General features: G+C 66.8%; 19 protein-coding genes. 17 read left to right on the top strand and 2 right to left on the bottom strand.

All coding sequences use genetic code 11. From position 1 onward, the window contains the following. Positions 1–33: 33 nt before the first annotated feature. A complete protein-coding gene (locus B7Z76_RS11615) occupies positions 34–594 on the top strand; it encodes a carboxymuconolactone decarboxylase family protein (protein WP_174504100.1) in 561 nt (186 codons plus the stop codon). Between the two features lie 17 nt (positions 595–611). Then, complete coding sequence (locus B7Z76_RS11610) at positions 612–1,133, top strand: redoxin domain-containing protein (RefSeq protein WP_174504101.1); 522 nt, start codon at positions 612–614, stop codon at positions 1,131–1,133. A gap of 43 nt (positions 1,134–1,176) precedes the next feature. Here B7Z76_RS11610 and bhcR read toward each other — a convergent pair whose 3' ends face one another. Further along, positions 1,177–2,016, bottom strand: coding sequence for an HTH-type transcriptional regulator BhcR (gene bhcR / locus B7Z76_RS11605; RefSeq protein ID WP_291344080.1), 840 nt, complete (start codon positions 2,014–2,016; stop codon positions 1,177–1,179). A gap of 160 nt (positions 2,017–2,176) precedes the next feature. On the opposite strand from bhcR, the gene bhcA reads away from it, so the two are divergent. The 3 genes from bhcA to B7Z76_RS11590 all read left to right on the top strand — a co-directional run bounded on the left by bhcA (position 2,177) and on the right by B7Z76_RS11590 (position 5,763). Further along, the gene (gene bhcA, locus B7Z76_RS11600) at positions 2,177–3,367 is read left to right on the top strand and encodes an L-aspartate--glyoxylate aminotransferase BhcA (protein ID WP_291344078.1); all 1,191 of its coding nucleotides are present in this window, start codon (positions 2,177–2,179) and stop codon (positions 3,365–3,367) included. A 323-nt stretch (positions 3,368–3,690) separates the two neighbouring features. Then, entirely contained in the window at positions 3,691–5,448 is a 1,758-nt protein-coding gene (locus B7Z76_RS11595) for a cytochrome c (RefSeq protein ID WP_291344076.1), read from the top strand. 12 nt (positions 5,449–5,460) lie between these two features. Then, positions 5,461–5,763: a high-potential iron-sulfur protein gene (locus tag B7Z76_RS11590; RefSeq protein WP_291344074.1), complete on the top strand. Its 303-nt coding sequence runs from the start codon at positions 5,461–5,463 to the stop codon at positions 5,761–5,763. A gap of 43 nt (positions 5,764–5,806) precedes the next feature. On the opposite strand, the gene B7Z76_RS11585 is transcribed toward B7Z76_RS11590, so the two are convergent. Further along, positions 5,807–6,463, bottom strand: coding sequence for a heme-binding protein (locus B7Z76_RS11585; protein ID WP_291344072.1), 657 nt, complete (start codon positions 6,461–6,463; stop codon positions 5,807–5,809). 318 nt (positions 6,464–6,781) lie between these two features. On the opposite strand from B7Z76_RS11585, the gene B7Z76_RS16340 reads away from it, so the two are divergent. The 12 genes from B7Z76_RS16340 to B7Z76_RS11530 all read left to right on the top strand — a co-directional run bounded on the left by B7Z76_RS16340 (position 6,782) and on the right by B7Z76_RS11530 (position 20,101). Continuing rightward, a complete protein-coding gene (locus B7Z76_RS16340; RefSeq protein ID WP_174504897.1) occupies positions 6,782–6,868 on the top strand; it encodes a potassium-transporting ATPase subunit F in 87 nt (28 codons plus the stop codon). 5 nt (positions 6,869–6,873) lie between these two features. Then, entirely contained in the window at positions 6,874–7,014 is a 141-nt protein-coding gene (locus tag B7Z76_RS11580) for a hypothetical protein (RefSeq protein ID WP_174504107.1), read from the top strand. A gap of 27 nt (positions 7,015–7,041) precedes the next feature. Beyond that, the gene (gene kdpA / locus B7Z76_RS11575) at positions 7,042–8,739 is read left to right on the top strand and encodes a potassium-transporting ATPase subunit KdpA (RefSeq protein ID WP_291344069.1); all 1,698 of its coding nucleotides are present in this window, start codon (positions 7,042–7,044) and stop codon (positions 8,737–8,739) included. An 11-nt stretch (positions 8,740–8,750) separates the two neighbouring features. Beyond that, the gene (kdpB, locus tag B7Z76_RS11570; protein WP_291344067.1) at positions 8,751–10,787 is read left to right on the top strand and encodes a potassium-transporting ATPase subunit KdpB; all 2,037 of its coding nucleotides are present in this window, start codon (positions 8,751–8,753) and stop codon (positions 10,785–10,787) included. 15 nt (positions 10,788–10,802) lie between these two features. Then, positions 10,803–11,402, top strand: coding sequence for a potassium-transporting ATPase subunit KdpC (gene kdpC / locus B7Z76_RS11565; protein ID WP_291344065.1), 600 nt, complete (start codon positions 10,803–10,805; stop codon positions 11,400–11,402). Between the two features lie 59 nt (positions 11,403–11,461). Further along, positions 11,462–14,071, top strand: coding sequence for a sensor histidine kinase KdpD (locus B7Z76_RS11560; RefSeq protein ID WP_291344063.1), 2,610 nt, complete (start codon positions 11,462–11,464; stop codon positions 14,069–14,071). After that, positions 14,068–14,763: a response regulator transcription factor gene (locus tag B7Z76_RS11555; protein ID WP_291344061.1), complete on the top strand. Its 696-nt coding sequence runs from the start codon at positions 14,068–14,070 to the stop codon at positions 14,761–14,763. The genes B7Z76_RS11560 and B7Z76_RS11555 overlap by 4 nt, the downstream gene beginning before the upstream one ends. 24 nt (positions 14,764–14,787) lie before the next feature. Next, complete coding sequence (locus B7Z76_RS11550; RefSeq protein WP_366925311.1) at positions 14,788–16,092, top strand: transporter substrate-binding domain-containing protein; 1,305 nt, start codon at positions 14,788–14,790, stop codon at positions 16,090–16,092. Beyond that, on the top strand, positions 16,092–16,691 hold the full coding sequence (locus tag B7Z76_RS11545) for an ANTAR domain-containing response regulator (protein WP_174504113.1): 600 nt from the start codon (positions 16,092–16,094) through the stop codon (positions 16,689–16,691). Before B7Z76_RS11550 ends, B7Z76_RS11545 begins: the two co-directional genes overlap by 1 nt. Before the next feature lie 186 nt (positions 16,692–16,877). Continuing rightward, complete coding sequence (locus B7Z76_RS11540; RefSeq protein ID WP_174504114.1) at positions 16,878–17,759, top strand: nitrilase family protein; 882 nt, start codon at positions 16,878–16,880, stop codon at positions 17,757–17,759. Between the two features lie 71 nt (positions 17,760–17,830). Further along, entirely contained in the window at positions 17,831–19,084 is a 1,254-nt protein-coding gene (locus B7Z76_RS11535; protein WP_174504115.1) for a substrate-binding protein, read from the top strand. Between the two features lie 144 nt (positions 19,085–19,228). Further along, a complete protein-coding gene (locus B7Z76_RS11530) occupies positions 19,229–20,101 on the top strand; it encodes a branched-chain amino acid ABC transporter permease (protein WP_174504116.1) in 873 nt (290 codons plus the stop codon). Positions 20,102–20,108: the final 7 nt, after the last annotated feature.

Below are 20,108 nucleotides of genomic sequence, written 5' to 3'. Positions count from 1 at the left end.
ATCGGTCAGTTGATATCTAACCCGGAGATTCCCATGCCCAACATGCCTCAGCTCGACCCGAAAGCCGCGTCCGGCGCGACGAAGGAAGCCTTTGATGAAGCCACCCGCCAGTTCGGCGGCGTGATCAACCTGTTCCGCGTTGCCGGCAACGCCCCCAACGTTCTCAAGGGCTTTCTTGCCCTGAACAGCAACATCAATGACGGCATCGAGCTCAGCGGCAAGCAGGTCGAGCAGGTGGCGATGCTCGTCTCCGCGCTCAACAGCTGCGATTACTGCGTCAACGTCCACATGAAGGTGGGCACCATGCAGGGCGCGACCGAGGCCGAAATGCTGGATGCGATGGAAGGCAAGGCCGCCGACCCCGCCACCCAGGCCCTGCTCGACTACACGAGCGAGGTGGTGCGCCACCGCGGGCAGGTGAGCCCCGAAACCCTCGCCCGTGCCCGCGACGCCGGCTTCTCGGACAAGGCGCTGCTGGAGACCGTCGGTGTTATCGGCCTCTACACCCTGATCCAGTATGTGCGGCACGTTGCCGATCCCGAGCACGATTTCCCCGCGGTCACCCAGTTCAAATCCGACCGCCTCGCCGCCTGAACAACAGGAGACAGATCATGCAGACCACACCCAAGCTTCATCCCGGGCAGCCCTTTACGCCCGTCACCTTCAAGCAGCTCGACGGTGCGGACGTCACCTTCGGCGCGCCCGGTTCGTGGCAGGCGCTTTTCGTGATCCGCGGGCAGCACTGCCCCATCTGCAAGACCTTCCTCGGTGAAATCGAGGCGCAGCGCGGCGCCCTCGCCGAGCTCGGCGTGTCCGTCGCGGCCGTCTCGGCCGACAGCGAAGCCCAGACCCGCCTGACCGAAGCGGCGGCGAAGCCCGGCTTTCCGCTGCTCTACGGCATGGATGAAACGGCGATGAAGGCGCTCGGCCTCTACGTGTCCGAGCCCCGCTCCGCCGAGGAAACCGACCATCGCTTCCCCGAACCCGGCCTGTTCGTGGTCAACCCCGAGGGCGAACTGCACCTCGTCGACATCTCCAACGCCCCGTTCCTCCGCCCGAATCTCGACCGTCTGGTCGCCGGGCTGCGCTTCGTGATCGGCAAGAGCTACCCTGTCCGCGGCACCTTGGCCTGATCGCGGTTCACCTTACCCAGCAGGCGGGCGAAAGGCGCCCGCCTCATTCCCGCCGCCGGCCGCCGATGCCCGCTGTCACCGCCTGCGCCGCCTCCATCACTGATGACGCAAGGCCGGCAATCGCCGAATCGGGCATCCGCGACGATGGCCCCGAGATCGACAGCCCGGCAATTGCCTCGCCATGCATGTCGAAGATCGGGGCGGCGATGCACCGCATGCCCTCGTCCCGCTCCTCCGCATCCACCGTATAGCCGCGCGCCCGCGTCGCCGCGAGATCGTCCATCAGCGCGTCGCGCGTGGTCAGCGTGTGGGCGGTGAAGCGTGCAAGCCCATGGCGGGCGATGATCGCGGCGCGCCGCCCCTCGTCCATCTCCGCGAGCAGCGCCTTGCCGATCCCCGACGCATGCATCGGCGCCGTCGTCCCCGGCGGAAAGAAAGCCCGCATGTTGGCATGGGTCTCGACCTGGCTGACGAACAGTATCAGCCCGTTCCGCTCGATCCCGAGATTCGCCGTCTCGCCGGTGCGTTCCGCGAGGTCCCGGAGCGCCGGCCGCCCCCGCTCGACCAGCGAGGTCCGCCGCAGGAAGCGCGAGCCGATCAGGAAGGCGCCGGCGCCGATATGCCAGGTCTGGCTCAAGGCCTCGAAATCGACGATGTCGCGCGCCTCCAGCGTGAACAGGACGCGATAGACGCTGGCCGGCGACTGGCCGAGCGCCGCGGCCAGGTCGGAGAGCGTCGCGCTGCCCATCTTGCTCAGCCGCTCTAGCACCTCCATGGCGCGGTCGAGCGACTTGATCTGGTTCTGATTGGTCGTGTCGGCCCATGCGCGCGGGCGTCCGCGGGCGCGGCGTTCGGTGCCGGCAGGCTCGGGCGGCCTCGTCATCGGTCCTCCTGGTCGGGCAGTTGCCCCATGATGAAAAAAACAACCCGATGATTCAATTCAACTTTCTGCTGAAATCACGATTTTGAAAAATATTTTCAAAAAAATTGCGTGCTGTCGAGCGTCTCCCTATATTTTTCCCAACCGACGAAGGATCCGCCCGATGAGCCTGCAAAACCCTGTTTTCATCCCGGGGCCGACGAACATTCCCGAAGCGATCCGCAAGGCGTGCGACATGCCGACCATGGATCACCGGTCGCCGGCTTTCGCGCCGATCCTGCAAGCGGCGCTCGCCGGCTGCCGCGGCGTGATGAAGGTGGCGCACGGCGAGATCTTCATCTTCCCCGCGACGGGAACCGGCGGGTGGGAAACCGCGATCTCCAACACGCTCAGCGCCGGCGACACTGTTCTCGCCGCCCGCAACGGCATGTTCAGCGACCGCTGGATCAAGATGTGCCGGCGCTTCGGCCTCGAAGTCATCCAGGTCGACGTGACATGGGGCGAGGGGATTCCGCTGCCCCGCTTCGCCGAGCTTCTGCGCGAGGACAAGGCGGGCCGGATCAAGGCCGTTCTCGCCACCCACAACGAAACCGCGACCGGTGTCGTCTCCGACATTGCCGGCCTGCGCCGGGTGATGGACGAGGCCGGCCACGATGCGCTGCTCCTCGTCGATGGTGTGAGCTCGATCGGCTCGATGCCGTTCGAATTCGATGACTGGCGCGTCGACGTCGCGGTAACCGGCTCGCAGAAGGGTTTCATGCTGCCCCCGGGCCTCGCCATCACCGCGTTCAGCGACAAGGCGCTCGCCGCCAGCCGGGATGCGAAACTGCCGCGCAATTTCTTCAATATCGACGACATGCGGGCCACCAACGCCGCCAACGGGTATCCCTACACGCCGCTGGTCGGGCTCCTGAACGGGCTCGCGCTGTCGAGCCGGATGCTACTCGATGAAGGGCTCGACAACGTCTTCGCCCGCCACGCAAGGATCGCCAATGGCGTGCGCGCCGCGGTCGCCGCCTGGGGCCTGGCACCATGCGCCGCAGCACCCGAACTCTATTCGAACTCGGTTACCGCCATTCGCGTCCCGCACGGGTTCGACGCCGCGCGCATCGTCACCCACGCCGCCGAGCGCTACGGCATGGCATTCGGCGCGGGGCTCGGCGATGTCGCCGGCCAGGTCTTCCGCATCGGCCATCTCGGCATGCTGACCGATGCGATGGCGCTCTCCGGCCTTGCCGTCGCCGAGATGTGCATGGTCGATCTCGGTCTCGACATCCACCTCGGCGCCGGCGTCGCCGCGGCCCAGGCGCTCTACCGGCACGGCAGCGCGCAGATGAAGGAAGCCGCCGACTGACCCGCCTCACCGGCCCACGCGACCGGCAGGGTACGTGCCGGTTTCGCCGCGTCGGACTCTGCATACATATAAAATGAATTGAAATCGTAACGAAAAATCGTGCAGTGGCGATCCGGTCACGATTCCGTCAGAATTAGAGCATCGTCCGATCAGATGGAGACATCTGATCGGATAAAGATACTCGGTTTCTCAATATGATAGAGCACTACATCCGATCCTTGAGGATCGGAAAATGCTCTAATGCCTTTTTCCCGTGACTGACCAATCCCGCCGTTGAAACCGGGCCGCGCCGTTCCTCATGGAATATGAGGAAGGAGATGCGGATGCCCGGAATGCCCCACCCCAGCACGAGACTCATCCTTGGCGGTCTCGCCGCCGCCCTCGTCGCCGCCCTGGCCACAGCCTTGTGTGTCACCGCCAGCGCCACTCCGCCCGCCGTACAACCTGCCGCCGTAGCCGGCGTGGCAAGCTGGCCTGCGGCGGCAACCGATGTCGCGGCGACGCCTCGCCCCGGCATGGCGGGCACCGCTCTGCCGCTTCCGGTCAACATGCCGAAAGATCCCCGAAAGGCGGCAATGGTGCGCAGGGGATTCTTCCTCGTCGTTGCCGGCGACTGCCTGCCCTGCCACAGCGTTGCCGGCGAGCCCGCTTTTGCCGGCGGCCGCGCGGTCGGCACACCCTTCGGCACCGTCTTTTCCCCCAATATCACGCCGAGCAAACGATTTGGCATCGGAGCATGGACCGACCGCCAGTTCTGGCGCGCGATGCATGACGGCATCGAGCCCGGAAGCTCGCTCGTCGTGTTTCCGAAATACGAATACCCGGTGATGCCCTACACCGCCTATTCGAAGCTCAGCCATGCCGACGTGATGGCGATCAAGGCCTATCTCGACACTCTCGCGCCAGCCGCGATCCCTGACCGGCCGGACACGATGGCCTTCCCGGCGGATCTGCGGGCCGGCCTGCTCGCCTGGCGGCTGATGTTCTTCCATCCGCATGCGATGAAATATCAGCCCGGCTGGAGCCGCAATGTCCGGCACGGCGCCTATCTCGTGCAGGCGCTCGAACATTGCAGCGCGTGCCACACCCCGCGCAATCTCGCGATGGCGACGATCCCCTCGCGCCAACTCGCCGGCGGCCATATCATCGACCAGGGCTGGTACGCGCCGAACATCACCGACTCGAAATCGGACGGGATCGGCGCCTGGTCCCGGCAGGCACTCCTCGCCTATCTGCGCGAGGACGGCGACATGCGCCAAGGCGCGCCCTTCGGCAAGATGAAAACGGTGGTCGATGACAGTCTGAGCCGGCTGCCGAAGCGCGATGTCAACGACATCGTCGACTATCTGCGGACGGTGCATCCGCAGCAGAGCGCGTCGGCGGGGCCGGTCCTCGCCGCCTCGCTCGCGCGCGGGAAACACCTCTATCACGCCGAATGCGCCCGCTGCCATGGCGACGATGGGCGAGGCGTCACCGCCAACATTCCGAATCTCGCGCATAATGAGGCCGTCTGGAACGGCCCGGCCGACGACCTGGTCAGCATGGTCCTCGGCGGGTTCCAGCCCTGGCATCCGGGCCAGTCCTCCATGCCGCGTTTCGGCGCGATGCTCTCGGATGCGCAGATCGCGGCGATCGCCAATTATGTCCGGACCAGCTGGGGCAATCGCGGCATTGCCGATGCCACGGCGAACACCGTCGCAGCACTGCGCCCGCTCAAAACGATCGAGGTCGATCTCGATACCGGCAGCATGACGGCGACCCTGTCGCAGGGCGGCAAGGCCCGCCGGTTCACCGACATCTCGGGCCGGATCTGGATCGATGGCAACCGCACCGATTGTCGCATGACCGCTTCGCTCTCGGCCCAGTATGGCAGGCGGCCGGTGCGGCTCGCGGGCGCCTGCGCCGCCCAGGGCAACCGGCTGATCGGCCGTGCGACGATCGGCGGGGACACGCACCCGATGACCCTCGATCTCAGACAGGTCTACCGCCATGACCGGCTGGTGGCCGTGGCCCTTACCGGCGGGCTTGGCGGCGGGCGCAAGCTTGCGGCGCGCATCGCGCTGAGCACCGCGAATTACTGACGGGAGCGTATCATGACCCTTTTAGCCCCAACCCGCCGCCATGCCATCCTTGCCGCAGCCGCCGGCCTCGCCACCGCGGCAACCCGCGCGCGGGCGGCGGTCGGCACGGCGGCGCCGGTCGGGCTCGGCACGATGGTGCCCAGCGTTTCGAAGGGAGCGGTGGGCTATGTCGACAGGTCGCGCCATGGCGAAGTCTGCGGCGCCTGCGTCTGGTTCAAGCCGCCAGCACCGGGTTCGACGGCGAGCCACTGCCACCTCGTCGCCGGCCGGATCAGCCCGGCGGGCTGGTGCGAGGCATGGATGAAGCGGGGCTAGAGCACTTTCCGATCCGAAAGGATCGGAAAGTGCTCTAGCCGTCCTATCGGCGCTCGACGGGAACGGCGACTTCGTTGCGGCGCAACCAGGGCAGTGTCCAGGGCGGATCGTAGAACCAGGCGACGACGCGTCCCTCCGGCTTCCAGGGGGAGTGCGCCAGCGTCGCGAGCAGCCTCTCGCTGTGCGTCGCGACCGCATGCGCGCCAGGACTGCCGGAAAAGCGCAGCACCGCCATCGTCACGGCAGGAACCTCGACGAGGTGGACCATCGGGTCGCGCGGGCGAGGGGCGGTGGCCATCGTCATGCCGGCCGGCATGAAGAAGCGGATGGTCCAGCTGCCGTTGCCGCCCTGCTGGGCGACCGGCGAGGTCATCGCGATCCGGCTGCCGCCAGCGCCATCCTGCTCGACCGGCGCAGTCATCGCGATCTTGCCGCTGCCGCCACCCGGTTTCGTGTTGGCGCCGAAAATATAGGCGGCGAGCCGACGAAATCCGGTCGAGCGGGAGTCGATCTCCCCGCCCGAGACGGTCGTCTCCGCCGCAAGCCGCGCTGCGTAGGCGCGAAGCTGCACCGCGCCCACCTGTCCGGTGACGCTGTAGCCGGGCTGCGGCGTGCCAGACCGGATTCCGAACACGGTACATCCTCCAAGGAACAGGAGCGTGGGCAAAGCGGCAATCTTGCGCATGGTGAGAGAGGACATGGTGTATCGGACCGGATGTGCAATCAGTGGGGGCGGAATACGATATCCGCATATCATGGAGCACCTCTGCCCGACAGGACGGAGTCGTCCGATCGGATGATGCTCTATACGATTTCTATACACTCTCGCCCGAATTCGGCCTCGAATCTTTACCGTCCCGCCGCCCATACTCCGGATCGCTCAGCCACCGGACCACAAGGCACATTCGGGATCACGCATCATGCCAGACCTTCTTTCACTCTGCCTCGCAGCCGCGATGTTCGCCGCCTTTCTCCTTTATGTGAACGCCTGTGACACGATCTGACGGACGCAGCCAAGGTGATCGATCTCTGGCTCTCCGGCGTCGTCGCCATGCTGGTCCTCGCCTATCTCGTCTGGACCCTGCTGCGGCCTGAGGATTTCTGACCGCAATGGATGTCGCGGCGAACATCACCGGCCTCGTCTCCGATGCCCTGATCTGCCTCGGCAGCGCCTTCGCCATCGCTCTCGCTCTCCTGTGGATCTGGCAGGTGGCCCAACAGCTTGTCCGCCGCCATCGGCAGGACCGGTAGCGCCACGGAAACGGAACTTTCCCCATCATGACCCTGCACGGACTCGGGTTCATCGCCCTCGCGCTCGCCCTCGTCTTCGCCTGCGCCGTTTCGCTCGGCGCCTGGCTCGCCCGTCTCTATCGCGGCGAGCTTCGCTTCCTCGCGGCGATCGAAGTGCCGCTCTACCGGCTTTGCGGCATCGATCCCGCCCGCCAGATGAGCTGGAGCGCCTATGCGGTGGGCCTGCTGCTGCTCGGCCTCGTCCATTTCCTGCTGCTCTACGCGATCCTCCGGCTCCAGTATTTCCTGCCCTTCAACCCCGAACACATCACGGGCATGAGCCCGAGGCTCGCCTTCAACACCGCGATCTCCTTCGCCACCAACACCAACTGGCAGGCCTATGCGCCCGAGAGCCAGATATCCTATGGCGCACAGATGTTCGGCCTCGCCGTGCATAATTTCCTCTCCGCCGCCGCCGGCCTCGCCGCGGCGGGTGCGCTCATGCGCGCCTTTGCCGGCGGTGGCCTCCGCACGCTTGGCAATGTCCATGTCGATCTGGTCAGGATCACCCTCTATCTCCTGCTGCCGGTCGCCTTCATCGCCGCGATCCTGCTGATCGCCTCCGGCGTGCCGATGACGCTCGCTCCCGCTGCCCATGTCCACGCCCTCGCGGGCGGGGTGCAGACCATCGCCCGCGGGCCGGTCGCCCTGCAGGAGGCGATCAAGGAATTCGGCACCAATGGCGGCGGCTTCTTCAACGCCAACGCCGCGCATCCGTTCGAAAACCCGACCGCCTGGACGAACCTTCTGGAAATCTGGCTGATCCTCGTCATCGGCTTCGCCCTGCCGATCGCCTTCGGCCATGTGGCGGGGCGGCGGCGCGATGGGCGGGCGCTGTTCGTCGTGATGGCGGTGATCCTCGCCTGCGGCATGCTCGGCGCCTATGCGGCGGAGGCGGCGAACAACCCCATCCTCGTCCATGCCGGGCTGGCAGCGCATCCCGGCAACATGGTCGGCAAGGAGGCGCGCTTCGGCATCGCCCAATCCACCAGCTTCAACATCGCCGCAACCGGCACCTCAACCGGCGCGGTCAATTCGGTGACGGACAGTTATCTCCCGCTCGGCGGGCTGGCGGCGCTGTTCATGATGCAGCTCGGCGAAATCGCGCCCGGCGGCGTCGGCGCGGGGCTGTATGGCATCGTGCTCTTTGCCCTGCTCGCGGTGTTCGTCGCCGGGCTGATGGTCGGCCGGACGCCGGAATATCTCGGCAAGAAGATCGAGGCGCGGGAGATGAAGCTCGCGATGCTCGCCCTGCTGGTGCAGACGCTGGTCATCCTCGTCGGTGCCGGAGTCTCGCTGTCGAGCGCGTCGGGGCTGGCCTCGCTCGCCAATGCGGGGCCGCATGGCCTCACCGAAATGCTCTATGGCTGGACCTCGGCCACCGAGAACAACGGCAGCGCCCTGGCCGGCCTGTCGGCCAACACAACGCTGCTCGATTACGGGCTGGGCATCGCCATGCTGCTCGGCCGCTTCGCGGTGATGATCCCGGTGCTCGCGATCGCCGGCTCGCTCGGCGCCAAGCCGCTTCTGCCGCATTCCGAGGGCACGTTCCCGACCGACGGCCCGCTGTTCATCGGCCTGCTGATCGGCGTCATCGTGATCCTGGTCGGGCTGCAATTCATGCCGGCCGACCTGCTCGGCCCGATCGTCGAGCATTACCTGCTGCTCGCCGGCAAGACCTTCTGAGGAGCGCCGCCATGCCCCGCAACGCCGAGACGATCGGGCTGTTCGATCGCGATATCCTGCTCCGCGCGATGGGCGATGCCCTCGCCAAGACGAACCCGCGAACGCTGATCCGCAACCCGGTGATCTTCGTCACCGAAATCATCGCCCTGCTGACGAGTTTCGTCGGCCTTCATGAACTGGTCTCAGGCCGCGCCGCCGCCTTTTCGATCGTCATCGCGATCTGGCTGTGGATCACGGTGCTGTTCGCGACCTTCGCCGAAGCCGTCGCGGAAGGCCGCGGCCGGGTGCGGGCGGAAAGCCTGCGGCGCGCGCGCAGCGACACGATGGCGAAGCGGCTCGATGATCCGGCGGACCGCGCCGCCTTCACCCTCATCCCGGCGCCGCAATTGCGCCGGGACGATCTCGTGCTCGTCGAGGCCGGAGACCTCGTTCCCGCCGATGGCGACATCGTCGAGGGCATCGCCAGTGTCAACGAAAGTGCCGTGACCGGCGAATCCGCCCCCGTCATCCGCGAGGCCGGCGGCGACCGCTCGGCGGTGACGGGCGGGACCGAGCTGGTGTCGGACTGGCTGGTCGTCCGCGTCACCGCCGAGCCGGGTTCGAGCTTTCTCGACCGGATGATCGCCCTCGTCGAAGGGGCGGCGCGGCGCAAGACCCCGAACGAGATCGCGCTCGATATCCTGCTCGCCGGCCTGACCATCGTGTTCGTGATCGTGGTCGTCACCCTGCCTGGCTTCGCCGCCTATGCGCACGCCCGGCTCGGCATTGCCGAACTCGCGGCGCTGTTCGTCTGCCTGATCCCCACCACGATCGGCGGGCTGCTCTCGGCCATCGGCATCGCCGGGATGGACCGGCTGGTGAGCTTCAATGTCATCGCGACCTCGGGCCGCGCCGTCGAGGCGTCCGGCGATGTCGACACGCTGCTGCTCGACAAGACCGGCACGATCACCTTCGGCAACCGCATGGCCTCGGCTTTCCATCCGGTGCCGGGTGTGGAGGTGCGGCGCATGGCCGCGGCGGCGGCCTTGGCCTCGCTCGGCGACGAAACCCCGGAGGGGCGGTCGATCGTGCGGCTGGCGCGGGAGGAATTCGGCGCCGATCCGCTGCTGCCGGAGGGGGCGGTCGTCGTGCCATTCAGCGCGAATACAAGGCTCTCGGGCATCGATGCCGGGGAGCGACGCTGGCGCAAGGGGGCGGTCGACTCCGTTCTCGACCTCGTGGGCGGCGCCGCGCCGGAAGCGTTCGCCGCGGCGGTGGACCGCGTCGCGCGGGCCGGCGGCACGCCGCTCGGCCTGGTGGCGGAGGGTGCGCTGCTCGGCGTCATCGAGCTGAAGGACATCGTCAAGCCGGGAATCCGGGAGCGGTTCGAGGCGCTGCGGCGGATCGGCATCCGCACCGTGATGGTCACCGGCGATAACCGCGTGACAGCGAGCGTGATCGCCGCCGAGGCCGGGGTGGACGACGTGATCGCGCAGGCGACGCCGGAGGACAAGCTCTTCTACATCCGCAAGGCGCAGGCCGAGGGGCGGCTGGTCGCGATGTGCGGCGACGGCACCAATGACGCCCCGGCGCTGGCGCAGGCGGATGTCGGCGTCGCGATGCAGACCGGCACGCAGGCGGCGCGAGAGGCGGGCAACATGGTCGATCTCGACAGCGATCCGACGAAGCTGATCGAGATCGTGCAGATCGGCAAGCAGCTGCTGATCACCCGCGGCGCGCTCACCACGTTTTCCATCGCCAATGACATCGCGAAATATTTCGCGATCCTGCCGGCGATCTTTGCCGCGCGCTACCCGCGTCTCGGCGCGCTCAACATCATGGGCCTCGCTTCGCCGGAAAGCGCCATTCTCGCGGCGGTGATCTTCAACGCGCTCATCATCGTCGTGCTGGTACCGCTGGCGCTGCGCGGTGTCGCCTTCCGCCCGATGGGGGCGGCGGCGCTGTTGCGGCGCAACCTGCTGATCTACGGGCTCGGCGGCATCGTCACACCTTTCGTCGGGATCAAGCTGATCGACCTGATCCTGAACAGCTTCCACATTTTCAGCTGATCGAGCGAGGCCGTCATGTTGCGCGAACTCCGCCCCGTGGTTTCCCTTGTCGCCGTCTTCACCCTGCTGCTCGGGCTGGCGGCGCCGCTCGCGCTCACCGCGCTGGCGCAGCTCGTCTTTCCCTTTGAGGCGAATGGCAGCCTGATCCGCGTGCATGGACAGGCGGTCGGCTCGGCGCTGATCGGGCAGGATTTCCACGGCGCGCGATGGTTCCACTCCCGCCCCTCGGCACTGACCGCAACCGATGCGAAAGGCCACATCATCGCGACACCCTATGACGCGGCCGAATCCGGCGGCTCCGATCTCGGGCCGACCAGCCGGGCGCTCATCGCCCATGTCGCCGCGCGGATCGCCGCCTATCGCAATGCCTACGGCCCGGGGCCAGTGCCAGACGACGCGGCGACCTCCTCGGGCTCGGGCCTCGATCCGGACATTTCGCTGGCGAATGCGCTGCGGCAGGCGCCTTCGGTGGCACGGGCGCGAGGGATGAACGCGGCGATGCTCGTGCGCCTCGTCCGTCGCCTCGCCACGCGGCCGGCCTTCGGCGTGATCGGCACCGCGCATGTCGACGTGCTGCGGCTCAACCTCGCCCTGGCGGCGCGCCCGCCGGCATGACGCGGCACGCTCAGGCACGGGGGCTTGCGCCCCTGCTCGGGATGGCGTGATCATTCCGCATGGGATCCGCATCGCCCGAGACCCGGCCCGATCCTGATGCGCTGCTCGCCCGCGCGAACGGCGACGGGCGCGGGCAGCTCAAGATCTTTCTCGGCGCGGCCCCCGGGGTCGGCAAGACCTGGGAAATGCTGGCTGCCGCGCGGCGGCGCTTCGAGACCGGAACGGATGTCGTCGCCGGCCTGGTCGAGACGCACGGGCGCGCCGAAACCGCCGGCCAACTCGGCGACGTGCCGCTGCTGCCGCGGCGCATCGTCCCCTATCGCGGCCGGCTGCTGGAGGAATTCGATCTCGATGCCGCGCTGAAGCGGTGCCCGGCGCTGCTGCTGGTGGACGAACTCGCCCATGCCAACGCCCCCGGCCTGCGCCATGCCAAGCGCTGGCAGGACGTGGCGGCACTGCTCGATGCGGGGATCAATGTCTGGACCACGTTGAACGTCCAGCATCTCGAAAGCCTGAACGACCAGGTGGCGCGGATCACCGGCATCCGGGTGGCGGAAACCCTGCCCGACACGGTGCTCGGCCTTGCCGACGAGATCGAACTGATCGACCTGCCGCCGGAGGAATTGCGAACCCGGCTGAAGCAGGGCCTGGTCTACCGGCCGGATGTCGCGCGGCGGGCACTGGGCGGCTTTTTCCGGCCGGGCAATCTCGCCGCCCTGCGCGAGATGGCGCTGCGGCGGGTGGCGCAGCATGTCGATCGCGACATCGCCGCCTATATGCGCGCGCAGGCGATCGCCGGGCCCTGGCCTGCGGCGGAGCGGGTGATGGCGGTGGTCGAGGCCGGCGCGGCGGCCGAGCAGGTGGTGCGGCACGCCGCGCGTCTGGCCGAGGCGCTGCGCGCGCCGTTCTTCGCCTTCCATCCCGAGCGGGCGGTCACCGGCCCGGCCGTGCAGCCGGCGCTCGATCTCGCGATCCAGCTTGGCGGCACCGTCGAGACGACGACGAACGCGGATGTATTCGCAGCCCTGCTGGACGCCGCGGCGCGGCAGAACGTCGCGCATATCGTGATCGCGCGTGGCGATGGAGGGTGGCGGTGGCGGTGGCGGCGCAGCCTCGCGGCACGGCTTGCCCGCTTCGCGCGCGCCTATGCGCTGCATGTCGTGCCCGATCCGGCAGCGCATCGCCCGGCCCCGCCGCATCGCGCGCCGCCGCCGAAGCTGGTGCCCTTCGGCCTGAGCCTCGCCATCATGATCCTGACGACCCTTGGCGGCTTCGCCCTGCGCGGCGTGCTGCCGGCCGAGGCGATGGGCTACGTGTTCACCGCGATCGTCGTCGGCATGGCGAGCCTGTATGGCCGCAGCGTCGGCATCTTCGCCGCGCTGGCCGGCTTTGTGCTGTGGAACTTTTTCTTTCTCGCCCCGCTCTACACGTTTTCGGTCACCAACCCGCGCGACGTGACCGCGCTGTTCGCCTTTCTCGTCGTCGGCGTGCTCACCGGCTCGCTGGCCGGCCGGGTGCGGGCGGAAGCCGAGGCGGCGCGCATGCGGATCGAGGCGCTGCGACGGATCACCCTGTTCGGCCGCGCTTTGGCGCAGGTCTCGGACGAGGCGGGGCTGGCCGCCGTGGTGGAAGCGGAGGCGCGGGCGCTGGCTGGCGAGGCGGTGCTGCTCATCGCCCGGTCGGATGGCCTGCCCGCCGCCGCCGGCTTCGACGAGGCGGCGCTGGCGGCGGCGGAATTCGCCTGGCGCAACCGTGTCGCCACCGGCATGGGCACGACGACGCTGCCGGGTTCGGCCTGGCGGTTCCAGCCGCTGGCGACCGAGGCCGGGGCGATCGGCGTGCTCGGCGTGCGGCCCGAAACCCCGCCCGCCGAGCCGGTGATCCAGACGCTCGGCGCGCTCGCCGACCAGGCCGCGCTGGCCGCCGAGCGGCTGCGCCTGGCCACCAGCGCGGCCGAGGCGCGGGCGCACGAATCCACTCAGCGCCTGCGCACGGCGCTGCTCTCCTCGCTCTCGCACGACCTGCGCACGCCGCTGACCGCGATCCGCGGCGCGGCCGAGACGCTGGCGGACGCCGATGATAACCTGGCGGAGGCAACGCGGCGGGACCTGCTGGCCAGCATCGTCCAGGATGTCGGGCGGATGACGCGGTTTCTCGCCAACATCACCGGCATGGCGCGGATCGAGACCGGCGAGATCGTCGCCCGGCACGAGCGGGTCGATCTCGCGCCGGTGGTGGAGCACGCGGTCGCGCGGGTGAGGGAGGCGTTCCACACCGCGGTCAACATCCCCGACGACGCGGCAACCGTGCGCGCCGACCCGGCGCTGCTGGAGCAGGTTCTGGTCAACCTGCTGGAGAACGCGGTGAAATACGGGCCCGAGGGCGGGGCGATCTCGGTGTTCGCGCGCCGCACCGCAGACAGCGTCGTGCTGTCGGTCGCCGATGAGGGGGTAGGGATACCGCCCGAGGATCTGCCGCATGTGTTCGACAGTTTCTTCCGCGTGGTGCGCGGCGACCGCGTGGCGCCCGGCACCGGGCTGGGGCTGGCGATCGCGCGGGCCTTCGTCGAGGCGATGGGCGGGACGATCGCCGCCGAAAGCCCCCGGCGCGACCTGCCGGCGGACGGGCTGCCGGGGACGATCATCCGCGTGGAGCTGAAACAGCCATGACCGGGGCGAAACGCATCGAGACCGGCCGCGTGCTGGTGGTGGACGACGAGCCGCAGATCCACCGCTTCCTCAAGCCGGCGTTGGAGGCGGCGGGATATGTCGTGCTGCGGGCAGACCGGGGGGTGGAGGCGTTGCGGCTGGCGGCGACGCTGGTGCCCGATGTGATCCTGCTCGATCTCGGCCTGCCCGATCTCGATGGGCAGGAGGTGATCGTGAAGCTGCGCGAATTCTCCGAGGTGCCGGTGATCGTGCTCTCCGCGCGCGACCAGGAAGCACAGAAGATCGCCGCGTTCGATGCGGGGGCAAACGACTATGTCGAGAAACCCTTCGGCCTTGGCGAGCTTCTCGCGCGCATCCGCAACGCCTTCCGCCTGATCGCCACCGGGCAGGGCGTGCCGACCGAGGTGATCGCATTCGAAGGATTGCGGATCGACGAGGCGGCCCGCAGTGTGCGCCTCGATGGCGCGGAGATCCATTTCACGAAAACCGAATTCCGCATTCTCACGGCCCTGGTGCGGCATCGCGGCAAGCTGGTGACGCATGACGACATCCTGCGCGCCGGCTGGGGCGGGGTGCACGATTCCGACCGCACCTACATCCGCATCTATATCCGCAACATCCGCCAGAAGCTCGGCACCTTCGCCGACAACCACATCCGGACCCGGCAGGGGCTCGGCTACATCGTCGAGTAACCCCGCCTTGCGATCAGCGTCGCGTTGCATGAGCGGGGCGGGCGGAAGGCGGGGGATGTCCGCTTGCATCGCAGGATCGGCACCGGCACTATCGGCGCCGGACAGTCTTGTCCGTCCAGGTTCAAAGAGGGTTGCTTGCAGAACGATACGCTCGCCAATAATCGGGATTCATGGCGGGTCGGAATCCTGTTTTCACGCTCGGGCGTGATGCGGATTCCCCAATCCGAGCATTTCTTCGGCACCGCGCTGGCCATCGAGGAGGTGAATTCCGCCGGGGGCATTCTCGGCCGTCCCGTCGAGCCCATCGCTTACGATCCCGGTTCGAACCCCGTGGCCTATCGCGAGCTTGCCGAGCGCCTGCTCATCGACGACGGCGTGCAGATCATTTTCGGCTGTTCGACCTCCGCCGAACGCAAGGCGGTACTGCCATCGATCGAGCGCTGGAACGGTCTGTTGTGGTATCCGTCATTATACGAAGGTTTCGAATACTCGCCGAACATCATCTATACGGGTGCGGTTCCGAACCAGAACAGCATCCAGCTTGCCAGGTATCTCGCCAGGCAACACGGATCGCGGATCTTCCTGATCGGCTCCGACTACATTTACCCGCGCGAATCCAACCGGGTGATGAAGGAACTGGTCGATGCGGCGCAGGGCGAAATCGTCGGCGAGGAGTATTTTCCCCTCGTGCTGGCCGATCGCAGCTTCGGTGAAACGCTGGACCGGCTCTGCCGTATCCGGCCGGACGCGATTTTCTCCACGCTCGTCGGCGAAGCCGGTATTTCATTCTATCGCCAATATGCCGAGACGAAGCTGTTCGCCGCGGGCATCCCGATCGCCAGCCTGACCATGGCGGAGGGCGAACTCGCCGAGATCGGCGGCGAGCGTGCCGCGGGGCATATCACGGCGGCGCCCTATTTCTCCACCGTGGAAACGCCGGCGAACCGGCAGTTCAACCAGCGCTTTCGGGCGAAGTTCGGCGAGTCCCGCCCGATCAGCATGTATGCCGAAGCCGCCTATTGCCAGGTGCATCTGTTCGCGCAGGCCCTTGCGGCTTGCGGCACCACCAACCCGCAGGTGCTCGCCCGGGAAGCGCTCGGCGCGGAGTTTCACGCGCCCCAGGGGCTGGTGACGATCGATCCCGACAACAATCACGCCTATGTCACCCCGCGCATCGGAATCGCCGCGGCGGATTGCACGTTCAGGATCGTCCACGAGGAGGCCGAGCCGGTCAAACCCGACCCCTACCTCGTCAGCTACGATTACGATCTCGACGGCTTCGCCCCTCGCGGCCCGGGGCAAGCCGGCGCAAGGGAACTCCCGGCGTGATGGACCTGCGGATCCTTCGCGAGCTGCGGGACTTGCGGGTTCTCATCGCGCATCCGCATGACGGGGATGGCGACGAGCTGGTGCGCCAGCTCCGGCGCATCGGGTGCGATGTCAGCCATGTCTGGCCCGCGGCGGCGAAGGCGAGCGAACGCGCCGATGTCGTCTTCTTCCTCGTCGAGCACGAATCCGCGACGCATCGCGGCTTCAATTACGACGACACGAGCCTGACCCGGATTGCCGTCGTCAACGCGGAAAGTCCGCTGACATTGCGCGCCCTGATGGATGCCCGCGTGCATGCGGTGATCATGAAACCGATCCGCCCGATCGGCATCCTCACCAACCTCGTGCTCGCGCGCGCGCTGCAATCCTACGAGGCGAAGCTGTCCTCGAAAGTGGCCAAGCTCGAGGAGACCATGAAATCGCAGCGCCTCATCGCCAAGGCCACCCGGATCATCATGGCGAAGGAGTCGATTTCCGAAAACGAGGCCTACACCCTGCTTCGCCGCCAGGCCATGAAGAAGCGCGTATCGATGGCCTCGATCGCCGATGCCGTTGCCCGCGCCGAGGAATTGCTCGAAGGCATCCGCAACGCGCCCTGATGTTCCAAATTTTTAGTTGACAGCGGTCGCATGGGCAGAACAACATGATCGCTGCCCCGGCAATGGATGCCGGGGAACGGCAAGCAGGGTTGCTTGCCACCATATCAAGGGCAAGTCAGCCCTCGTCCCGCTTCCGTCACGTCACGGGGGCCGGCCGAGGGCTATTTTTTTGGGGAGTGCTGTCTGATGGCGGAGCAGTCCGGAAGCCACAACATGGTGCGGGTGGCATGCCTCCAGATGGAGCCGCATGTCGGCGACAAGGATGCCAATCTCGACACCAGCCTCGGGCTGATCGAACAGGCGGCGGCAAATGGCGCGAAATTGCTGGTGCTGCCGGAGCTGTGCAATTCGGGCTATGTGTTCAGGAGCCGCGAGGAGGCGTTCTCCCTGGCCGAACCGATCCCCGATGGCCCGACGGTCCGCCGCTGGGAAGCCGCGGCGTCGGCTCACAATGTCTATATCGCCGCCGGAATCGCCGAGCGCGACGGCGACAGCCTCTATAACGCGGCGGTGCTGATCGGACCTGCCGGCTATATCGGGACGTTCCGGAAGGTGCATCTCTGGAACGAGGAAACGCTCTATTTCGAGCCGGGGGATCTCGGGTTTCCGGTCTTCCATACCCCGATCGGCCGCATCGGCATGGCGATCTGCTATGATGGCTGGTTTCCCGAAACCTATCGGCTGAACGCGCTCGCCGGCGCCGACATCGTCTGCGTGCCGACGAACTGGGTGCCGATCCCCGGCCAGGCGGAGGGGCGCGAGGCGATGGCGAACATCCTTGTCATGGCCGCGGCGCATTCGAATTCGCTGTTCATCGCCGCGGCCGACAGGGTCGGCACCGAACGCGATCAGCCATTCGAGGGGCAGAGCCTGATCGTCAGCTACACCGGCTGGCCGGTCGCAGGGCCCGCCAGCCGGACACGGCAGGAGATCATCTACGCGGATGTGAATCTCCAGGATGCCCGCCGCGGCCGGAACTGGAACGATTTCAACCAGGTCCTCCGCGATCGGCGGACGGATGTCTACGATGAAATGCTCGGCGCCGACGTGCCGCGAGGATGGTACTGAGCACCAGCGTCCAACGATAATAATATGAAAATCAACGGGATACGCCAGCCCACAACCCTAAGGAGGATAACATGAGTGAAAAGCCGAATTCCGTTTCCGGCGTGAACCGCCGCTCCGTTCTGCTGGGCAGCCTTGGCGCTGCCTCCGCTCTCGGCGCGCCTGCGATCATCCGCAGCGCCTATGCCGCGGCACCGATCAAGGTCGGCGTGATCTCGCCTCTCACCGGCGCATGGACGGTGTATGGCAAGGCGCATTCCGAAGGGTTCAAGCTGGCGGTCGATGAAATCAACGCTGCCGGCGGCGTGCTCGGCCGCAAATTCGAAATCATCATGGCGGATTCCAAGACCGAGCCGCGCATCGTCGCCGAGCAGGCCAACCGGCTGATCCGCGAGGAGGGCGTCGACTTTCTGGCCGGCACATTCTCGAGCGCCGAGCGCAACGCGGCGGGCCCCGTCGTCACCGCGGGGAACAAGGTGCTGCTCTACCCCACCTTCTATGAAGGCCAGCAGCAGAAATATTTCCCCGGCGTCTGCAATCCCAACATCTTCATGTTCGGCCCGGTGCCGAGCCAGCAGGTCTGGCCGCATCTGCCCTACATGATGAAGAATCACGGGAAGAAATTCTTCATGGTCGGTTCGGACTATGTCTGGCCGCGGGTGACCAACGCGGTGACGAAAAAGCGCCTGGTCGAGCTGGGCGGCGAAGTCGTCGATGAAATCTACATCCCGTTCAATACGCCGCAATACGACTCGGTGCTCTCCAAGATCCGCAATTCCGGCGCGAATGTGATTTTCCTCACCCTCACCGGCAGCGACACCATCAATTTCCGCAAGCAGTTCGTCTCTGCCGGCATGAAGAAGGACTTCACCCTCTGGACGGTGGATGACGAGGAAGTCGTCACCAGCGCGCTCGGTCCCGAAGCCTCGGCCGGCACCTATGTCAGCTTCGACTATTTCATGTCGATCAAGCAGCCGAACAACGATGCCTTCCTCAAGAAGTTCCGCGCGAAATTCGGGCACAATGCGCTGATGGATACGGTGGGCGTCGCGATGTACAATGCCGGCCACATGGCGGCGATGGCGATCGCGAAAAGCGGCAAGGTCTCGACCGAAGGGCTGCGCCATGGTCTCGCCGGCCTGACCTTCGACAAGGCGCCGCAAGGCAGCATCACGATGCGCGCGATCGATAACCAGGCGGTCCTGCCCTCGTATCTGATGCGCGTCCGCGACCACTGGAGCGGAACCGGAGACATGTTCGAGCAGGTGCAATACCTCCCGGATGTTACACCGGCGACGGCCAGCTGCGCCCATCTGCCGCTGAACTGACGCCGTGCCGCGCGGGCGGGCGAGCCAGCCGCCTGCCTGCCCGCGCGCCTCGGATGTCCTGAACGCCGGCCCCGGCGCGCCGCGAGACTGTCCGCGCGCCCGGCGGCCGGAACGAGAAGAGGTTTCGACAACAATGTATCGATCATGACCCACGAAACGGTGTTTCACGCCATCCTGTCCCTCGCCATCCAGGGCACGCTCATCACCTTCGTCTATGCGCTCGCCGCGCTCGGCCTCGCGGTCGTTTTCGGGCTGATCGGGGTGATCAACATGGCCCACGGCGCGATGATCACGCTCGGGGCCTATTTCACCTGGGCCTGCCTCTCGGCGGGATTGCCCTTTGCCCTGGCCGTTCTCGTCGCGGTCGCCGGCGTCGGCCTTGTCGGCCTGATCGTCGAGCACGCGCTAATCCGCCATTTCTACGACAAGCCGTTCGAGACGCTCCTGCTCACCTGGGGGCTTTTCCTGATCCTGACCGAGCTGATCAAGATCGCCTTCGGCAGCGACATCCGGACGATCCCAACTCCCCTGCCCAGCGCCATCGCATTCCTTGGCTTTCACATCCCCGAATACGAAGCCCTCGTCGCGCTGCTGAGCGCGGCACTGCTCGGCGCCATCGGCCTCGTCTTCTACAAGACGTCCTACGGCATCAAGATCCGCGCCCTGACCCAGAATCGCGAGGTCGCCGGCCTGCTCGGCCTCAATGTCGCGGCGACCTACAAGATCGTCTTCGTCGCCGGCGCGATGCTCGCGGGGCTCGCCGGCGCGCTGATGTCCCCGATCCTGAGCATCGACCCCACGATCGGCAACATCTATCTCGTCCGCTCGTTTTTCGTCGTGATCGTCGGCGGCATCGGCCAGCTGCTCGGCGGCACGCTGGCCGGCAGCTTCCTGATCGGCGGCTCGCAGACCATCTTCGGGGCCTTCTCCAGCCAGGTGATCGCCCAGACCGTCGTCTTCGCGCTTGCCATCGTCGTGCTGCGGTTCCGTCCCACCGGAGTGTTCAAGGAAAAATGAGCAACGC

The sequence above is a fragment of the Acidiphilium sp. 20-67-58 genome, assembly GCF_002255515.1.
Classification (GTDB): domain Bacteria; phylum Pseudomonadota; class Alphaproteobacteria; order Acetobacterales; family Acetobacteraceae; genus Acidiphilium.
Note: the sequence above shows the minus strand (reverse complement) of the source record. Positions and strands in the feature narration are given on the sequence as shown.